This window comes from Thermoactinomyces sp. CICC 10522 (genome assembly GCF_016055075.1).
GTDB lineage: Bacteria > Bacillota > Bacilli > Thermoactinomycetales > Thermoactinomycetaceae > Thermoactinomyces_A > Thermoactinomyces_A daqus.
In genome coordinates this window covers 22,714-37,803 of sequence record NZ_JAECVY010000013.1, presented here as the reverse complement: position 1 = coordinate 37,803, position 15,090 = coordinate 22,714, and the positions used below count along the sequence as shown (strand labels likewise).

12 protein-coding genes are annotated in these 15,090 nt (G+C 47.0%); 10 read left to right on the top strand and 2 right to left on the bottom strand.

What is annotated here, in order from left to right; all coding sequences use genetic code 11:
• Positions 1-145 precede the first annotated feature (145 nt).
• The 3 genes from I8U18_RS14270 to I8U18_RS14260 are packed head-to-tail and all read left to right on the top strand — an operon-like array spanning position 146 to position 3,874.
• Positions 146-1,684, top strand: a complete 1,539-nt coding sequence (locus tag I8U18_RS14270) for a spore germination protein (protein WP_198064887.1) — start codon at positions 146-148, stop codon at positions 1,682-1,684.
• On the top strand, positions 1,668-2,762 hold the full coding sequence (locus I8U18_RS14265) for a GerAB/ArcD/ProY family transporter (RefSeq protein WP_198064886.1): 1,095 nt from the start codon (positions 1,668-1,670) through the stop codon (positions 2,760-2,762). The genes I8U18_RS14270 and I8U18_RS14265 overlap by 17 nt, the downstream gene beginning before the upstream one ends.
• Complete coding sequence (locus I8U18_RS14260) at positions 2,759-3,874, top strand: Ger(x)C family spore germination protein (protein WP_198064885.1); 1,116 nt, start codon at positions 2,759-2,761, stop codon at positions 3,872-3,874. Before I8U18_RS14265 ends, I8U18_RS14260 begins: the two co-directional genes overlap by 4 nt.
• 20 nt (positions 3,875-3,894) lie before the next feature.
• Here I8U18_RS14260 and I8U18_RS14255 read toward each other — a convergent pair whose 3' ends face one another.
• Positions 3,895-4,713, bottom strand: a complete 819-nt coding sequence (locus I8U18_RS14255; protein WP_232336400.1) for a serine hydrolase — start codon at positions 4,711-4,713, stop codon at positions 3,895-3,897.
• A 150-nt stretch (positions 4,714-4,863) separates the two neighbouring features.
• Here I8U18_RS14255 and thiM point away from each other — a divergent pair, with 150 nt between their 5' ends.
• Both thiM and ppsA read left to right on the top strand, forming a co-directional pair.
• Positions 4,864-5,682 carry a hydroxyethylthiazole kinase gene (thiM, locus tag I8U18_RS14250; protein ID WP_198064884.1) on the top strand — a complete coding sequence of 273 codons (819 nt, stop codon included), beginning with the start codon at positions 4,864-4,866 and terminating at the stop codon, positions 5,680-5,682.
• A 228-nt stretch (positions 5,683-5,910) separates the two neighbouring features.
• Positions 5,911-8,526: a phosphoenolpyruvate synthase gene (gene ppsA / locus I8U18_RS14245; protein WP_198064883.1), complete on the top strand. Its 2,616-nt coding sequence runs from the start codon at positions 5,911-5,913 to the stop codon at positions 8,524-8,526.
• Positions 8,527-8,669: 143 nt separating this feature from the next.
• Here the strand turns inward: ppsA and I8U18_RS14240 are convergent, their stop codons facing one another.
• A complete protein-coding gene (locus I8U18_RS14240) occupies positions 8,670-9,647 on the bottom strand; it encodes a stage II sporulation protein M (RefSeq protein WP_198064882.1) in 978 nt (325 codons plus the stop codon).
• A gap of 106 nt (positions 9,648-9,753) precedes the next feature.
• Between I8U18_RS14240 and I8U18_RS14235 the strand changes: the two genes are divergently transcribed.
• The 5 genes from I8U18_RS14235 to I8U18_RS14215 all read left to right on the top strand — a co-directional run bounded on the left by I8U18_RS14235 (position 9,754) and on the right by I8U18_RS14215 (position 15,063).
• The gene (locus I8U18_RS14235; RefSeq protein ID WP_198064881.1) at positions 9,754-10,551 is read left to right on the top strand and encodes an RDD family protein; all 798 of its coding nucleotides are present in this window, start codon (positions 9,754-9,756) and stop codon (positions 10,549-10,551) included.
• Positions 10,552-10,648: 97 nt separating this feature from the next.
• A complete protein-coding gene (locus I8U18_RS14230; RefSeq protein WP_033102046.1) occupies positions 10,649-11,605 on the top strand; it encodes a GAF domain-containing protein in 957 nt (318 codons plus the stop codon).
• A complete protein-coding gene (locus I8U18_RS14225) occupies positions 11,605-11,799 on the top strand; it encodes a hypothetical protein (RefSeq protein ID WP_198064880.1) in 195 nt (64 codons plus the stop codon). Before I8U18_RS14230 ends, I8U18_RS14225 begins: the two co-directional genes overlap by 1 nt.
• A 137-nt stretch (positions 11,800-11,936) precedes the next feature.
• Positions 11,937-12,935, top strand: coding sequence for a LacI family DNA-binding transcriptional regulator (locus I8U18_RS14220; RefSeq protein WP_033102048.1), 999 nt, complete (start codon positions 11,937-11,939; stop codon positions 12,933-12,935).
• Positions 12,936-12,978: 43 nt separating this feature from the next.
• The gene (locus I8U18_RS14215) at positions 12,979-15,063 is read left to right on the top strand and encodes an amylo-alpha-1,6-glucosidase (protein ID WP_198064879.1); all 2,085 of its coding nucleotides are present in this window, start codon (positions 12,979-12,981) and stop codon (positions 15,061-15,063) included.
• The last annotated feature ends 27 nt before the right edge of the window (positions 15,064-15,090 follow it).

The following is a 15,090-nucleotide window of genomic DNA, read 5'->3' as shown; positions in this document are numbered from 1 at the left end:
TTCAGGAATGGAGAGCCTGCTTTTCTTTTACAAGGGAATATCCGACTCCGAATAAGCGCATGATCATCTGGAAATATCTAATCGAGAACAAATCTTTCTTTGTGAGATTCCTTCTGAAGAAAACAGATGGCGCAGGTGTGGAAAAATGTCATTTTTTAAAAGCATCTTCTCAAACAACCGATACGGGAATCATAAAAGCAAAAAAAATACGTTGAAAGGTGAAAAAAAGCCTTTCAAAAGCTTAGAGGACAACATCCGCTATATCAAGGAAGCGGTTTACAATACGGACGATTTAAAAGAAAGAGAGGTCGATTTTTGTAACCGTAAAGCCATTTTGCTCTATATGGAACCGATGTGCAGCCACCAAAAACTGTACGACTATCTGATTGATCCGATCCAAAGGACCATCAAAGAGGATCTCGAAGAGGTGATTCTTTCTCCGGAACTTGAAATAGCGGAAGATCTAAACCACGCCATCTTCAAACTCTTGGACGGAAGTTGCGTGATCTTGCTGGAAAGGGAAAAAAGGATCTATATTGCAAACGTCCCCAACACGGATAAAAGGGGAATCGAAGAGCCGGATAATGAAAGGGTGGTTCGCGGCCCGCACTATGGGTATGTCGAGGATTTGTCAACCAATCTTCGACTCTTGCGAAAACAGATTCAAAATCCCAATCTGGTCATCCGGTATTATAAACTGGGCAAAATAACGAGAAACAAAATTGCGGTCGCTTATATGCACAATCTGGCCAATCCGGAACTGGTTGACAAAGTGGATCAGCGTCTGCGTTCCATTTCCAGTGATACCATTCTTTCTCCCGGTTTTTTGCAGGAATATATTGAGGATCATCCTTTTTCACCTTTTCCGCAAGTATTGAACACGGAACGTCCTGACCGGACGATGGCCGCCCTGATGGAAGGAAAAGTGGCGATTTTTTCCGAAGCCGATCCGACTGCCCTGATTGTTCCGGTCACACTGTTCACCTTTTACCAAACGCCGGATGATTACCACAGCCGCTGGATCGTCGGCTCTTTCGTGCGTTTGATCCGGTTATCCGCGTTTCTGATCTCGTTCATCCTGCCGGCGGCCTATATTGCGATTGTGTCGTATCATCCAGAGGTATTGCCTGTCGATTTGGCATACAATATTCAGGGTACATTGCAGAACATTCCTTTCCCGCCGCTATTGGAAGCGCTTTTGATGGAATTGACGGTTGAGTTGATCCGCGAGGCCGGGATTCGCCTCCCCAGCCCGGTGGGGCAAACCATCGGCATCGTAGGCGGATTGGTGATTGGAGATGCCGTGGTTCATGCGGGGTACGTCTCTTACACGATGGTCCTGGTGGTGGCGGTTACGGCCATTTCTTCCTTTTTGGTTCCATCCAATGACATGAGTACTTCCATCCGGGTGTTACGTTTTCCCCTGATGTTTGTCGCTTCCGTGTTCGGGGCGATCGGGATTCTGTTCGGGGTGATGTTTCTCCTGATTCACTTGGCGAAACTGGATAGTTTCGGAACTCCGTACATGGCTCCGGCCATGCCGTTCCGTCTCCGGGATATGAAGGATACGTTTGTCCGGCTGCCGATCTGGAAGTTCAATGAGCGCCCGCAAGAGGCGCATCCGCAAATACTCAGGCAAGAATGGAATTCGAGAGAGTGGGAGAATAATGAAGAACAACATTGAGATCACCCCAATCCAATTAAGCTTTACAATCATGCAGGCGATGTTTGGGGTGGGGTATGTATCCCTGCCGCATGACCTGCAAGAGGTAGCCAAGGGAGGAGGGTTTCTCTCCGTTCTCTTTGCCGGTTTCCTTGTACAGATTTTGCTCATTATTCTCTGGGCTTTAAATAAACGCTTTCCTACCAAAACCCTTTTTGATTTTGCTCCGGTGATTTTGGGGAGATTTTTCGGAACAGCCGTTTCCTTGCTCTATATCATCTATTTTTTGCTCACCGCCAGTCTTGTATTGGACTTATACACCCTCATCAACAAGGATTGGGCGTATCCTTTGACACCGGGTTGGTTATTGATGTTGCTGATGATCCTTACCAGCATTTATTTGGTAATCTCCGATTTGCGGATTATTGCCCGCTTTCTGGTGTTTGTCTCTTTCCTGCTCATCGCCAACTCGTTCCTGGCCATCTGGGGGCTTCAAAACGCCAACTATTTATACATTCTGCCGATTGATGAAGCGGGATGGATCAATATTGTGAAAGCGATGCATGATGCGGTGATCGGCATGCTGGGGTTTGAGCTGATTCTCGTAGCCTATCCTTTTACGGAAGGAACTGACAAAGACAAGTTGAAAGCGGCTTCGTTCGCGCTCTGGGTAATAGTTTTCCTCTACGCGTTGATCACCTTTACCTGTCTGGTTGTCTATTCCCCGGAAGAAATCCCTCTGATCTCGGAACCGGTCATCCACCTGCTTAAAGGTTATCGGTTGCCGATGATTGAAAGGCTGGATCTGTTTTACTTATTGCTCAATGCCATCGCGGCAGCCACATCGTATATGGTGTATTTGTATATGTCCACCAAAGGAATTACATCTCTTTTCAAGCGGGTGAAGTACAAATGGGCCATTTTGCTGACTGCTGCTATCAGTTTTGTCATCGCGCTGTTCCCGGAAAACCGGTATCAAATCATGCAATTCAGTAAGATTTTAAGCTTTGTCAGCTACTTGTTTATTGTTGCCCTTCCCGTATTTCTGCTCATCGTTGCGCTTATTAGAAAACAAAAGGAAGAGGGGGTGAATATGTGATCCGAAAGCGCCTGACACCATGGATGTTGCTCCTGTCCCTTATCTTCCTCTCTGGCTGTTGGGATATCGATTATTTGCGTGATTTCCGGTTGGTCGTTATTGCTGGATTTGACCGAAATCCCGATGGGAAAATACTGGAGACGGTAGCGGCTCGCTATCCTCCTGCTACCTTTGAGGCCGGAAGTCCCAGCAACATCACTTTTGAAGGGATCGGAAGTTCGATCCGGGAGGCGAGAAAGAATATCATCATAAAAACGAACGGCAGAATCCGAACCTCGAAAAACCGGACCTTGCTTTTGGGGGAACGATTGGCCAAAGAAGGAATCTATGATGTGCTGAATGTCTTATACCGGGATCCAAAATCCGCACTCAGCGCTCACATCGCCGTGACTCACGGCAGGGCCAAAGACATTATCGCGATTAATCAGATCGGTTCAACCCTGATCGGGAAATACATCGACGAATTGATTGAATCCAAAGAGACGAGATCGATTGTGGAAAAGCATAACATCGAGTCCATATTCGCCTATCTGATGGATCCGTTTCAAGATTTTGCCATCCCCTATCTGACCAGCAACGGCAAGGATGTGAAAGTCGCCGGAATGGCCATGTTCCACGGGCAGCGAATGACGGGAATTCTCACTCCCGATGAATCAATGCTCTACCTGATGATGAAGGGAAAAAACAAGAGTGGCTGTGAATTAACCATCAAAATCGGTCAAAATGAACGTTCGCTGCAACGGAATTTCATCTCGATTGATATACGAAAAACGAAACCCAAGATGGATGTAAAGGTTCATGGAAATAAGATAGACGTCACCCTTGTGGACAAACTCAAGGTAGAAGTGGGAGAATATCCGCCGGGCCAATTGGATCAGGAAGAAAATGCCAAAAAATTGAACAGCCAGCTTTCTGCGATTCTTACCAAACGGATGAATTCGCTTCTCGGGAAAATGCAAAAGGCCCATTTTGACGGTTTTGGAGTAGCACGGCATTTAAAGGCGTTTCACTATGAAGACTTCAAGAAGATTGACTTTGAGAAGGAATTCCCCAATATTCACTTTCAAGCAAAGGCGATTGTGGAAATCACGGACTACGGAATTATTAGTTAGAGAAAGGAGAGCTGCCCCGTTCACCCTTGGCCCGTGTAAACATCAAACACGAGCCGGGCCAGTTCCCCCAATCCTTTTTGCGCTTCATGGTAATTCAGACCTTCGCTGAGCGCGACCAGGATGAACGCGCGGGAACCGATATAAAAGATGCCCGAATCATGCAAAATACGGGTGACCATTCCTGTCTTATGAGCCATTTCATAAGGCGGAATGCTCCCCACGATATCTGTATTTTTCGAAGGAAGGAAATAGGGGAAGCAATCGTTTAATTGCTGTTTTTTGAGGATTTGCACCATCTCCTGGCTCGCATGCCACGAAATCGCTTTGCCGGTGGCCAGGGCTTTGTAAACGCGCGCCATATCTTCGGCAGTGATTTGGTTTATCCCTTCCGGATTTGCCGGGAGAATCATCAGTTTGTTGTAAAAAGTGCTTCCGGTCATCCCCAGCTCGTTCATCGTTTCCCGAATCACATTCTTGCCGAGCAGATCGATCAACAGATTGGTGGCGGTATTGTCGCTCTGAATAATCATCAAAGTGACGAGATCCTTCACGGTGAAGCGGGTGCCGGGCGTCAGGTGTTGCAAAACCCCCGAACCGCCGACTTGATCCTCTTTCCGCAAAATCACTTCCCGACTCAATTCCAGCGCCCCGCGATCTGCCTGACGATAGACCGCAATCATAATCGGGACTTTGATGATGCTTGCGGAATAAAACGTTTTTGCTTCATTCCAGCTCCAGCGTTGTTCGGTATGAAGATCCTCGATCCAAATCCCCCACGTACCGCCAACGCCGGTTTTCCAATCATCCAGCTTTTGAGTTAACTTTTGAAATAAACTCAAATTGATCGCTCCATTCCCTGTTGGTATCTGTCTATTCCTATTATAAATGAAATTTCTATTTTACAGATTTGGCTTGAACCGAAGATTTATTCAAGCATCCATGATAAAGTAAGCAATGAAAAGATTTTACATTAAGGGATGAATGGACAGATGACAGCAGAAAAAATCGCACAAATATTGGATCGCGTCCGTAAGGAAAACCCGCTGGTTCACAATATCACCAATGTGGTGGTGACCAATTTTACCGCAAACGGACTGTTGGCTCTTGGCGCATCACCGGTGATGGCTTATGCACATGAAGAAGTGGCGGACATGGCCAAAATCGCCGGCGCCCTTGTCTTAAACATCGGCACATTGAACCGGGAAACGGTCAAAGCGATGATCATCGCCGGAAAATCAGCAAACGACCACCGGATCCCCGTTGTTTTTGATCCGGTCGGTGTCGGAAGCACTCTGTTCCGGACTGAGATGGCAAGAGAAATTTTGTCCAAAGTGAAAGTTTCAATCATTCGCGGCAACGCAGGGGAGATCGCCAATCTCATCGGTGAAAACTGGGCGATGAAAGGCGTGGACACAGGTAACGGCAGCGGAAACACCAGGAAACTCGCACAACTGGCTGCGCAGCGATTAAACACGATTATTGCGTTGACGGGCGAGGAGGATGTGGTTACGGATGGTCATGAAATCCATATAATCCGTAACGGTCATCCGCTCTTAACCAAAGTAACCGGCACCGGATGTCTGTTGACTTCCGTCCTGGGTGCGTTTGCCGCCGTCGAAAAAAATCATCTTTTGGCTTCGGTCAGCGGGATCGCCGTATATGGCGTGGCCGCAGAAATCGCTGCCGCAAAAGCAGGGCATGAGGGCCCGGGAAGTTTTCAGTATGAATTTTTGAATCAGCTCTCCAAGATCACGGAAAAGCAAATTATCCAATACAGTTCGACGGAAAATACAACAGTCATAGAATAAAAAGCATGGCTCCTCACCCCGGAAAACAGGGAGGGGAGTCATGCTTTTTATTCAAACAGATATACAAACGACCGAAAAAGGACACATCTCTCCCACTTTAATTATAAAACAAAATCGGAATCAATTACAGACTGTTTATTCTTGGAGCTAAGTTCTAGAATCTATACAGTAAGAGATGCTCCATGGCGCAATTGGCGGCAGATCAAGTCTAAAAAAGGGGAGAAGTGAATGAGCTCCTATGTTGTCAGTTTTCAGGAGATGGATAAAACGCAACTTTTGCTCGTTGGAGGAAAGGGGTTGAATTTGGGGGAACTGGCGAAGATTCATGGAATACAAGTGCCGGAAGGATTTTGTGTTACGACAAAAGCTTTTCAAAAAGCCCTCGAACAAAACGAAGCGTTCCGCGCATTGTTGGATCAACTCACATTGATGAAAGCAGAAGAGCGGGATCGAATCAGGGAAATCAGCAGCCGGATTCGGAAAATCATAATGGAAGCAGAGATTCCTTCCGATGTTGAGAAAGCAGTTGCTCACTATCTCGCACGATTTGGCAACGAACATGCGTATGCCGTGCGGTCCAGTGCAACGGCGGAAGATTTGCCGCATGCCTCTTTTGCCGGTCAGCAAGAAACCTATTTAAATATTATCGGAAAGGAAGCTATTTTGCGGCACATCAGCAAATGTTGGGCTTCCTTGTTTACGGATCGTGCCGTGATCTACCGTATGCTAAACGGATTTGACCACAGCCAAGTTCATCTGGCCGTAGTCGTTCAACGGATGGTGTTTCCACAGGCTTCAGGAATTTTATTTACTGCAGATCCGGTTACTTCCAATCGAAAACTGCAATCGATCGAGGCTGGTTTTGGACTTGGAGAAGCTCTTGTCGCCGGTTTGGCATCTGCCGATTGTTATAAGGTGCAAGAAGACAAAATTGTCGAGAAGAGGATCGCAACCAAAAAATGGGCGATCTATGGACTGAAAGAAGGCGGAACGGAGACACGGCAGATCGATCCTGATCAACAAAAGATTCCGGCACTTACTGACCAACAAATTTTCCGACTGGCACGCATCGGGAGACAGATCGAAGCATATTTTGGTTGCCCGCAAGATATCGAATGGTGTTTGGCTGACGATACATTTTATATCGTCCAGAGCCGCCCCATCACCACTTTGTATCCCATCCCCGAGACAAATGATCCCGGCTATCGCGTTTATGTGTCTGTCGGCCACCAACAAATGATGACCGATCCCATAAAACCGTTGGGATTGTCTTTTTTCCTGTTAACGACTCGTGCGCCCATGCGTGCAGCCGGCGGAAGGTTGTTTGTTGATGTCACACAGATGCTGTTTTCACCTGACAGAAGAGAAATGTTATTAGATACCATGGAACAACATGATCCGCTCATGAAAGACGCACTGATGACCATCATCGAGAGAGACGAGTTTATCAAATCGTTCCCAAAAGATGCGAAAGAACAAAGTCTCGGCAAAATCAATAAGGGGATATTGTCTGCGGGTTTTCAAGGCCAAATCGAAAACGATCCGACCGTTGTTTCCGATTTGATGAAACGCACTCAAACAGCGATTGAAGAGTTGAAGCACAACATCCGGAAAAAATCAGGACCGGATTTATTTGATTTTATCCTGGAAGATATCCGGCAATTGCAGAAGCTTTTATCTGACCCCCAAAGCATAAGGGTGATTCGGGCCGGGCTCGATGCTTCATCATGGATCAATGAAAAAATGAATAAATGGTTGGGTGAAAAAAACGCTGCGGACACGCTTTCGCAATCCGTGCCGAACAATATTACTTCGGAAATGGGTCTGGCACTATTGGATGTTGCCGATGTAATTCGCCCTTATCCGGAGGTAATCCATTATTTACAACACGTAAAAGATGATCGCTTTTTGGATGAACTGGTTAAGTTTGATGGCGGGCGGGAAGTCAGGGAAGCGATCCTTGCTTTTCTCAACAAATACGGAATGCGCTGTCCCGGAGAAATCGATATTACCAGAACCCGTTGGAGCGAAAATCCAACTGCACTCATCCCTTTGATTCTCCGAAACATCAAAAACTTTGAGCCTGGCGCCGGTAAACGAAAATTTGAACAAGGACGGCAGGAAGCTTTAAAAAAAGAACAAGCGTTGTTGGGCCGATTGAAGCAATTACCGGACGGGGAACGAAAAGCTGAAGAGACAAAACGAATGATCAGCCTGCTCCGGAATTTCATCGGTTTCCGGGAGTATCCAAAATACGGCATGATGAATCGCTACTTCATCTATAAGCAGGCGTTGTTGAAAGAAGCCGAACAGCTTTTGCAAGCCAAGGTAATCCGTGAAAAAGAAGATATTTACTATCTCACTTTTGAAGAACTTCGCGAAGTCGTGCGTACAAACAAACTGGATTACCGGATTATCAGCAAACGAAAAGACGAGTACAAACGATATGAAAATCTAACCCCTCCACGTGTGATCACATCTGATGGTGAAATCATTGCCGGCAAATACAAACGGGAGAATCTCCCGGCCGAAGCGATTGCGGGCCTGCCGGTTTCTACCGGAGTGATAGAGGGGAGAGCGCGTGTGATCTTAAACATGGAAGATGCAGATCTGGAAGAGGGAGATATCCTGGTCACAACCTTTACTGACCCCAGCTGGACACCCTTGTTTGTATCCATAAAAGGTCTGGTCACCGAAGTTGGCGGACTGATGACCCATGGAGCGGTTATTGCGCGTGAATATGGTATACCAGCCGTAGTCGGTGTAGAAAATGCCACCAAACTGATAAAAGACGGGCAACGCATTCGGGTGAATGGAACAGATGGCTATATCGAAATATTGTGATTGCTGAATACGTGCGAATTTAATCAATAGCACTCAATAAGGAACCGGTTGAAAAGTTTGTTCCAGGCCGGGTCGTGACACCCTTTAACCTCCCCGCGTTTCGCGAATGGTGAGTCAAGGTGTATCACGACTTCCTGATTTGCTTAACTTTCATCAGGGTTCTGTTGGGCAAAAAACGGGCGCCCGAAATAGAGAGAAAGCCATAACAGATTAAAAATGGCAACCGCATATTTCGCCCAATGCGGCCAGTGCGCAGGAGTCACGTATCCTTCAATGATGCCGGCGATGATAAACATCGGAATCACGCCGGCCATTAATTTGATCGTGACCAGTCCCTCGCGGATCAAGGCATGCTTCCTTGTAAAATCACCGGGGACAAACAGGCGGTATGCCAGAGAAAGCCCTGCTGCTCCGGAGATAAAGATGGCAGTCAATTCAATGACACCATGGGGCAAAATAAATGCCCAAAACGGGTAGTCGCCTCCCGCCTGACTGTACAAGGCGGATAAAGCCCCCAACAGCAATCCGTTCATAAACAAGCTCCAGATCGTTCCAATTGCCAAAAATATCCCCATCGCGAAACAGGTAAAGGCCACTTGGATATTGTTAATCATGATTTGACTGGAAACGATCGCATCATTCCAGTCATTTTTTCCGATATTTTGAGGATCGATGTTTCCCGCAAGGTCTGACGGAAGGAAAAAGGCCGCCGCATCATGATTCAAACAGATAGCAACAAAGGCAAAAAGAAAACCGGCAAACAGAAGAAGTGCAGCTGTAAGCACAAAAAAGCGGCGCTCATAAAACAATTTGGGGAATCCGTCACGATAAAACAGCCAGACCTTTTTTCCGTAGGTTGTTTCAGGGGCACCATACAGGATATTGTGAGCTCTCATAACCAGTTGTCGCAGTTCCGCTGTGATTTCATGCGAGGGAAAGCAGGTTTTCGCATAAGCCAAGTGCGCGGAAATTTGCCGGTACATTCGGCCGAATTCATCAATTTCTCCCTTTGTGCAATTGCGCAGCGACTTTTGCCCCAGAAATTCCTGCAAACGTGACCAGGTTTCCTGGTTCTCCTTGATAAATTGACTGAGCCGGTTTGATGTGTTGGTCAGGGACAATCTAACCCCTCCGATTAACTGATGAACGAATTGTCAATGTTTTTCCTATTTATTTTCCTATATAAAGATATTGTATAATGTGAATGTGAATCAGAAGGGGGCTAAAATGAAAAACATTGTTACAATCCAAACGCCTGAATATGTTCAGGTTCCCTTTGAGACTGCGGGGATTGTCAGCCGCGGGATCGCAAAATTGGTGGACTTTTTGGTTTTAAGCGTCATCCTTGTCCCGTCGAGTTTGATCAGTTTTGCGTTCCTGGCAATGGGGGATGACCCGCAAAATACAGAGTTATCAATCCTCGCGGCGCTCTTCTTTTTCATCACGGCCGCACTTCCTCTTCTTTACTTTGTTTGTCTGGAATACTGGATGAATGGCCAAACCATCGGAAAAAAAGTGCTCGGACTTCGTGTAATACATGACCGGGGAGGAAAAGCATCTTTTTCTGCCGTGTTTTTGCGGAACCTTTTGCAATTGGCTGATCTTTTTCCCGGTTTTTATGTCAGCGGAATGATCGCGATCTTTCTTCATCGGGAAGAAAAAAGAATTGGGGACATGATCGCCGGAACACTTGTCGTGATGGAAAGAGAGAAGCACCAAGTGTTGCATTTTCAAGCATCACCGCTCTTTTTGAATGAACGGGAGGTGGAAATTTTACAGAGACTGTCCCCGATCTCCCCGGAGCAATACCTTATGCTGGAATCATTCTTAAGACGCAGAAATGAATTGCTTTCACAGGTCCGAAGTGCGATCGCCGAACAATTGATTAAAAAATGGTGGCCTGAAATTGAAACAAAAGCGGGATGCGAAGAGGAGTTTTTGGAAAAAGTTTATCTCTATCTGCGCAAAAACATCTATCCGGTTCATCTGCCGAAGATTATCCCGGCTTTGATAATTGGAAAATAATGCTGGTGGCACGGTCAAAACCGTGTCATCTCATTTTATACTTTCTCTTTGAAGCAGCATATAGTAAGAGTAAAGATCAAAATTGGGGAGCGGAACAATGTCAGAGGATCTGTTGCACCTGTTTGAAATCTTCGATAAAAATACAGGCTGGTTTTTCGATTTTCTCGTAATCACGTTCTCGATTTCCATCGCAATCTTAATCGGAATCTATCTATACCGGTTCGCCTCGGGGAAAAGTGATTTGATGGGCAGAAAAACCGAGGAACCGACCCAGGATAACCAGGTCACTCTTCTGCAATTGGAATCTTGCCGCAAGAAAAATGAAGAATTGGAGAAAAAGCAGGTTTTGCTGGAACAGGAAGTACAGGAATTGTTAGATCTTTTGAAGGAAAAGGAACAGGAGTTGAGCAAAAATGCCGTTAACCTCATGAAAGCGGTACAAGAAGTGGAAATCCTGAAACAATTATATGAGGAACTTGACGCCAAGTACGATGACGAAACTTACACGATGTCGCAAATCATGTACACAGCGGATGAAGTGGCAGCGGCGATCGCCAACGAGGAAAGGTTCAAGCAAAATCGCGATGATATCTTTATGAATTTACTGGACTATCTGGTAAACACCTTAAAAAACTTTCGGGATAAGAATCCGCGGGTCATCATCCATGTCAAGCACCCGAACCATCCGGGAAAGTTGACGCACTATGCCCATTCCAGCGGACACACCCACCGCGTCAAGATTTATGAACCGCCCCTTTACGGAAGTGCTGCCGGCAGAGCCTGGCGAACACAGGAGGTTTATTATGCACCGGATGTGGAAGATCAAAAGTATGAGTATGATCGCAAAGAACATTCCCGAAAAGTGTATCGATCCATTCTTTGCATTCCGTTAAAGGCAGGTGTTGAGCACCCGAATATTATCGGGGTTTTGTCGATTACGGGCACGCCCGCCAATGCGTTTGAAAAGATTGAAATTGAACGGGCGTTGCTCTTTGCCAGTTTGATCTATCCGCTTATTTATATTGATCTGAAACAGGAAGGGAGGTTGCCTTGATGGGATGGTTTCGCACACTCCCGCCGGAAGAGCGAAAACGCCTGAACAAACTTTATCGTGAAGGATCAATTTCAAGAAAGCAGTTCATGCAAAAAATGAAAAATGGTTTTTTCGACCATGAACGGCTCGCAGTGAAGGAGAAATTTACCCGGTTGATGCAAAAGCGGGACTGGGAAGAAGAACCGGAGTTTTAATTGTGGTTAAGAGAGGCGTGGTGTTCTTGAGAGAGCACCACGCTTTTGTATAAATTTGATCAATAGCGAAAAATATATATTGAGTATTCGCAATTATTCATTTAAAATAATATCGAAAACGTTTTCGGAGGAATAAGATGAAGGTGACTATTAAAGACTTGGCAAGACTGGCCGGCGTATCGATTACCACTGTTTCCAGGGCTTTAAACGGCTATAAAGACGTGCGCCCGGAAACGAGGAGAAAGATACTGGAACTGGCTAAAGAATTGCACTACCGGCCCAGCGGGATTGCGCGCAGCCTGGTGACAAAAGAGTCGAAAACACTGGGTCTGATCATTTCCGGGTTTACGGGTTCGCGCAAAGGGCATCATTTTATGTTTGACATTATCTACGGGGTGATTGACCAAGCGACAGAATGCGGCTATGATGTGATTCTGGCAGCCACTTCACCGCACCAGCAAAAAGCTGTGCCATATATGGAGCTCTGCCAGCGCCGCCAGTTGGATGGAGTGATATTTTTCGGGGCGAGAAGGAATGATGTCTATCTCCATGAAATCATCAATGCTTCTGTCCCCTGTGTTTTGATTGATGTTCCGATCGTGTCTGATCGTTGCAGTTTCGTTACGGTCGATAATCGCAAAGCTGCCCGGTTGGCAGTTGATCATCTGCTCTTGCAGGGACACCGTCGAATTGCCATGATTAACGGACATCAGGAAGCCTATGTCAGCGAAGAAAGGGAAGCGGGGTTTCGTGAAGCTTTGAAACAAGCGGATTTGGATGAGCCTCTGATCGTTTATGGTGATTTTGAAGAAGAGTCAGGGAGGGAAGGGGCAAAGAAACTACTGGAGACAAATCCGGATCTGACAGCGATTTTTTGTGCCAGCGATTGGATGGCGATGGGGGCAGTAAACGGCCTTCGGGATCTGGGCAAGAGAGTGCCGGAAGAGGTATCGGTCATCGGGTTTGATGATATCGAATTGTGCCGCTATGTTACCCCGGCTCTCACCACCATTCACCAACCGCGCTATGAATTGGGAAGCAAGGCGGCCAAGGAACTTGTCGCTCTGCTGCGGGGGGAGAAAGGAAAAGGGATTGTGCTCGAGCCTGAACTGATTATTCGCAATAGTACAAATTGAAGTTGATCCATTTTTTGAAAACGTTTTCGAGGAGAGACCGATCATGAACCACATCATTAAGGAAGAGGATATCTTCTTATTTACGGACGGCCAAGGAAATATCCCTGTGAACAGCCCGTGTGGTTACGGACTTTTTTACCGCGATACCCGCTTCCTCCATCATTTTTCCTGGGAGCTTTCCGATATTCCCATGATCTCGCTTTGTTCAAAAGCGGCGGGCGCAGAAAGCGAATACCGGTATACCAATAAGGAGGTGATGCGCGGAGATTCTCTGATTCTATGGCGGGAGTCATTGGAGTTGGTACATCGTCGCCGGATTTTTGAAGGAGTGGTATATGAAACGTTTCATTTTGTCAATTTGGATCAGCGTGCAGTAAACACCCGGCTCAAACTGACCGTCGGAGCCGATTTTACCGATATGTTTATCATCCGGGGTTTTAGCACGGGAAAACGGGGTGAGGAACCGGACTGTCAGGTGCTCGATTCAGGACTCCGCTTTTCTTATAAGGGATTGGATGGCAGAGAACGAAAAACGGAGATCGTATTTGATTCGCAGCCATCCGCCATCAGGCAAAATGGATCTGTGGAGATTCCGCTTTCCCTTCATCCGGGAGAAAAACGGGACATCGGTTTTAAGATCATTCCTTATCTGGACAAGAAGCCGCATGTGCTGGATCAGACGGAGGCCCAAACACGCCTGTGGACCTCATATCGCGCATGGATGGAGAAAATGCCGCAGCTGGAGTCTGATCATCCGGATTTCAACGCAATGTTTCAAACCGGTTTGCATGATTTTCGAATGCTCTTGACCGATGTGGGGAACGGAAAATTACCCGTGGCAGGATTGCCTTGGTTTGCCGTTCCGTTCGGACGGGACAGTTTAATCGCGTCGTTGCAGTCCCTTTTCATCGATCCGGAGCTGGGCAAGGCGACGATTCGCACGATGATGCAGAAACAGGGAACCCGTCTGGACCCCTGGAAAGATGAAGAACCCGGAAAGATTTTGCACGAAATTCGTTATGGAGAGTTGACGGAAACGAACCAGGTTCCGTTTTCGCCTTATTACGGTTCGGTAGACGCAACCCCTTTGTTTTTGATATTGATTCATGAGATTTACCGTTTTACCGGCGATTTGTCATTTGTGCGCGAATGTGCGGAGTCAGCGAAAAAAGCTTTTGCATGGATTGATGAATACGGGGACCCGGACAACAGGGGATACACCTCATATGCCTGCAAATCCGCCAAAGGAATCCGGAATCAGGGGTGGAAAGACTCCGAAAATTCGATCGTCCATACGGATGGCACATTGGCGGAAGCGCCGATCGCTCTCGTCGAAGTGCAGGGGTATGTTTATTGGGCAAAAAAAGCGTGGGCACGCTTATTTGAACAGTTGGGTGAAAGCTCTTTGGCCAGGCGATTGGAGCGAGATGCAAACCACTTGCAGAAAAGGTTTCTTCGTGATTTCTGGATGCCGCAAGAAGAATACATGGCCTTGGCTCTGGATAAAGACAGGCGCCAAGTGGGGGCAATCGCTTCCAATGCCGGTCATTTGTTAATGAGCGGGATTTTGGATGAAGCAAAAGCGGGATCCGTTGCCCGGAGGCTGTTGCAACCGGATTTGTTCAGCGGTTGGGGGATACGGACGCTCAGCGCGGAACATCCTGCATACAACCCGATGAGTTATCATAACGGTTCGGTTTGGCCGCATGATAATTCGCTGATTCTGCTGGGGTTAGTCGAATGGAATATGACCGAAGCACTCAGTTTGCTTCTTGATGGTTTGATCGCAGCTTCCGCCCATTTTCCGGAGCGCCGTTTGCCTGAACTTTTCTGTGGATACGAACGGAGCGGGGGATCCCTTATCCCTTATCCGGTTGCTTGTTCGCCACAAGCCTGGGCTGCCGGAACGGCATTTGTGATGCTCCGGGCCATGTTAGGTCTTAAACCGGATGCCGTTCAAAAGAAAATCGTGCTGACCCCCTCCTTGCCTGCAAGTATAAACCGGCTGAATGCGAATCGGTTGCGGATCGGGGAAGGGGAGCTGGATGTCAGCCTGTACAAGAGCGGGGACACCGTCTACACTGCTGTTAAACGAAATACAACCGGCTGGGATGTCATCATAGGTTAGAAGGTTCGGCATGGAGTTTTACGGAGA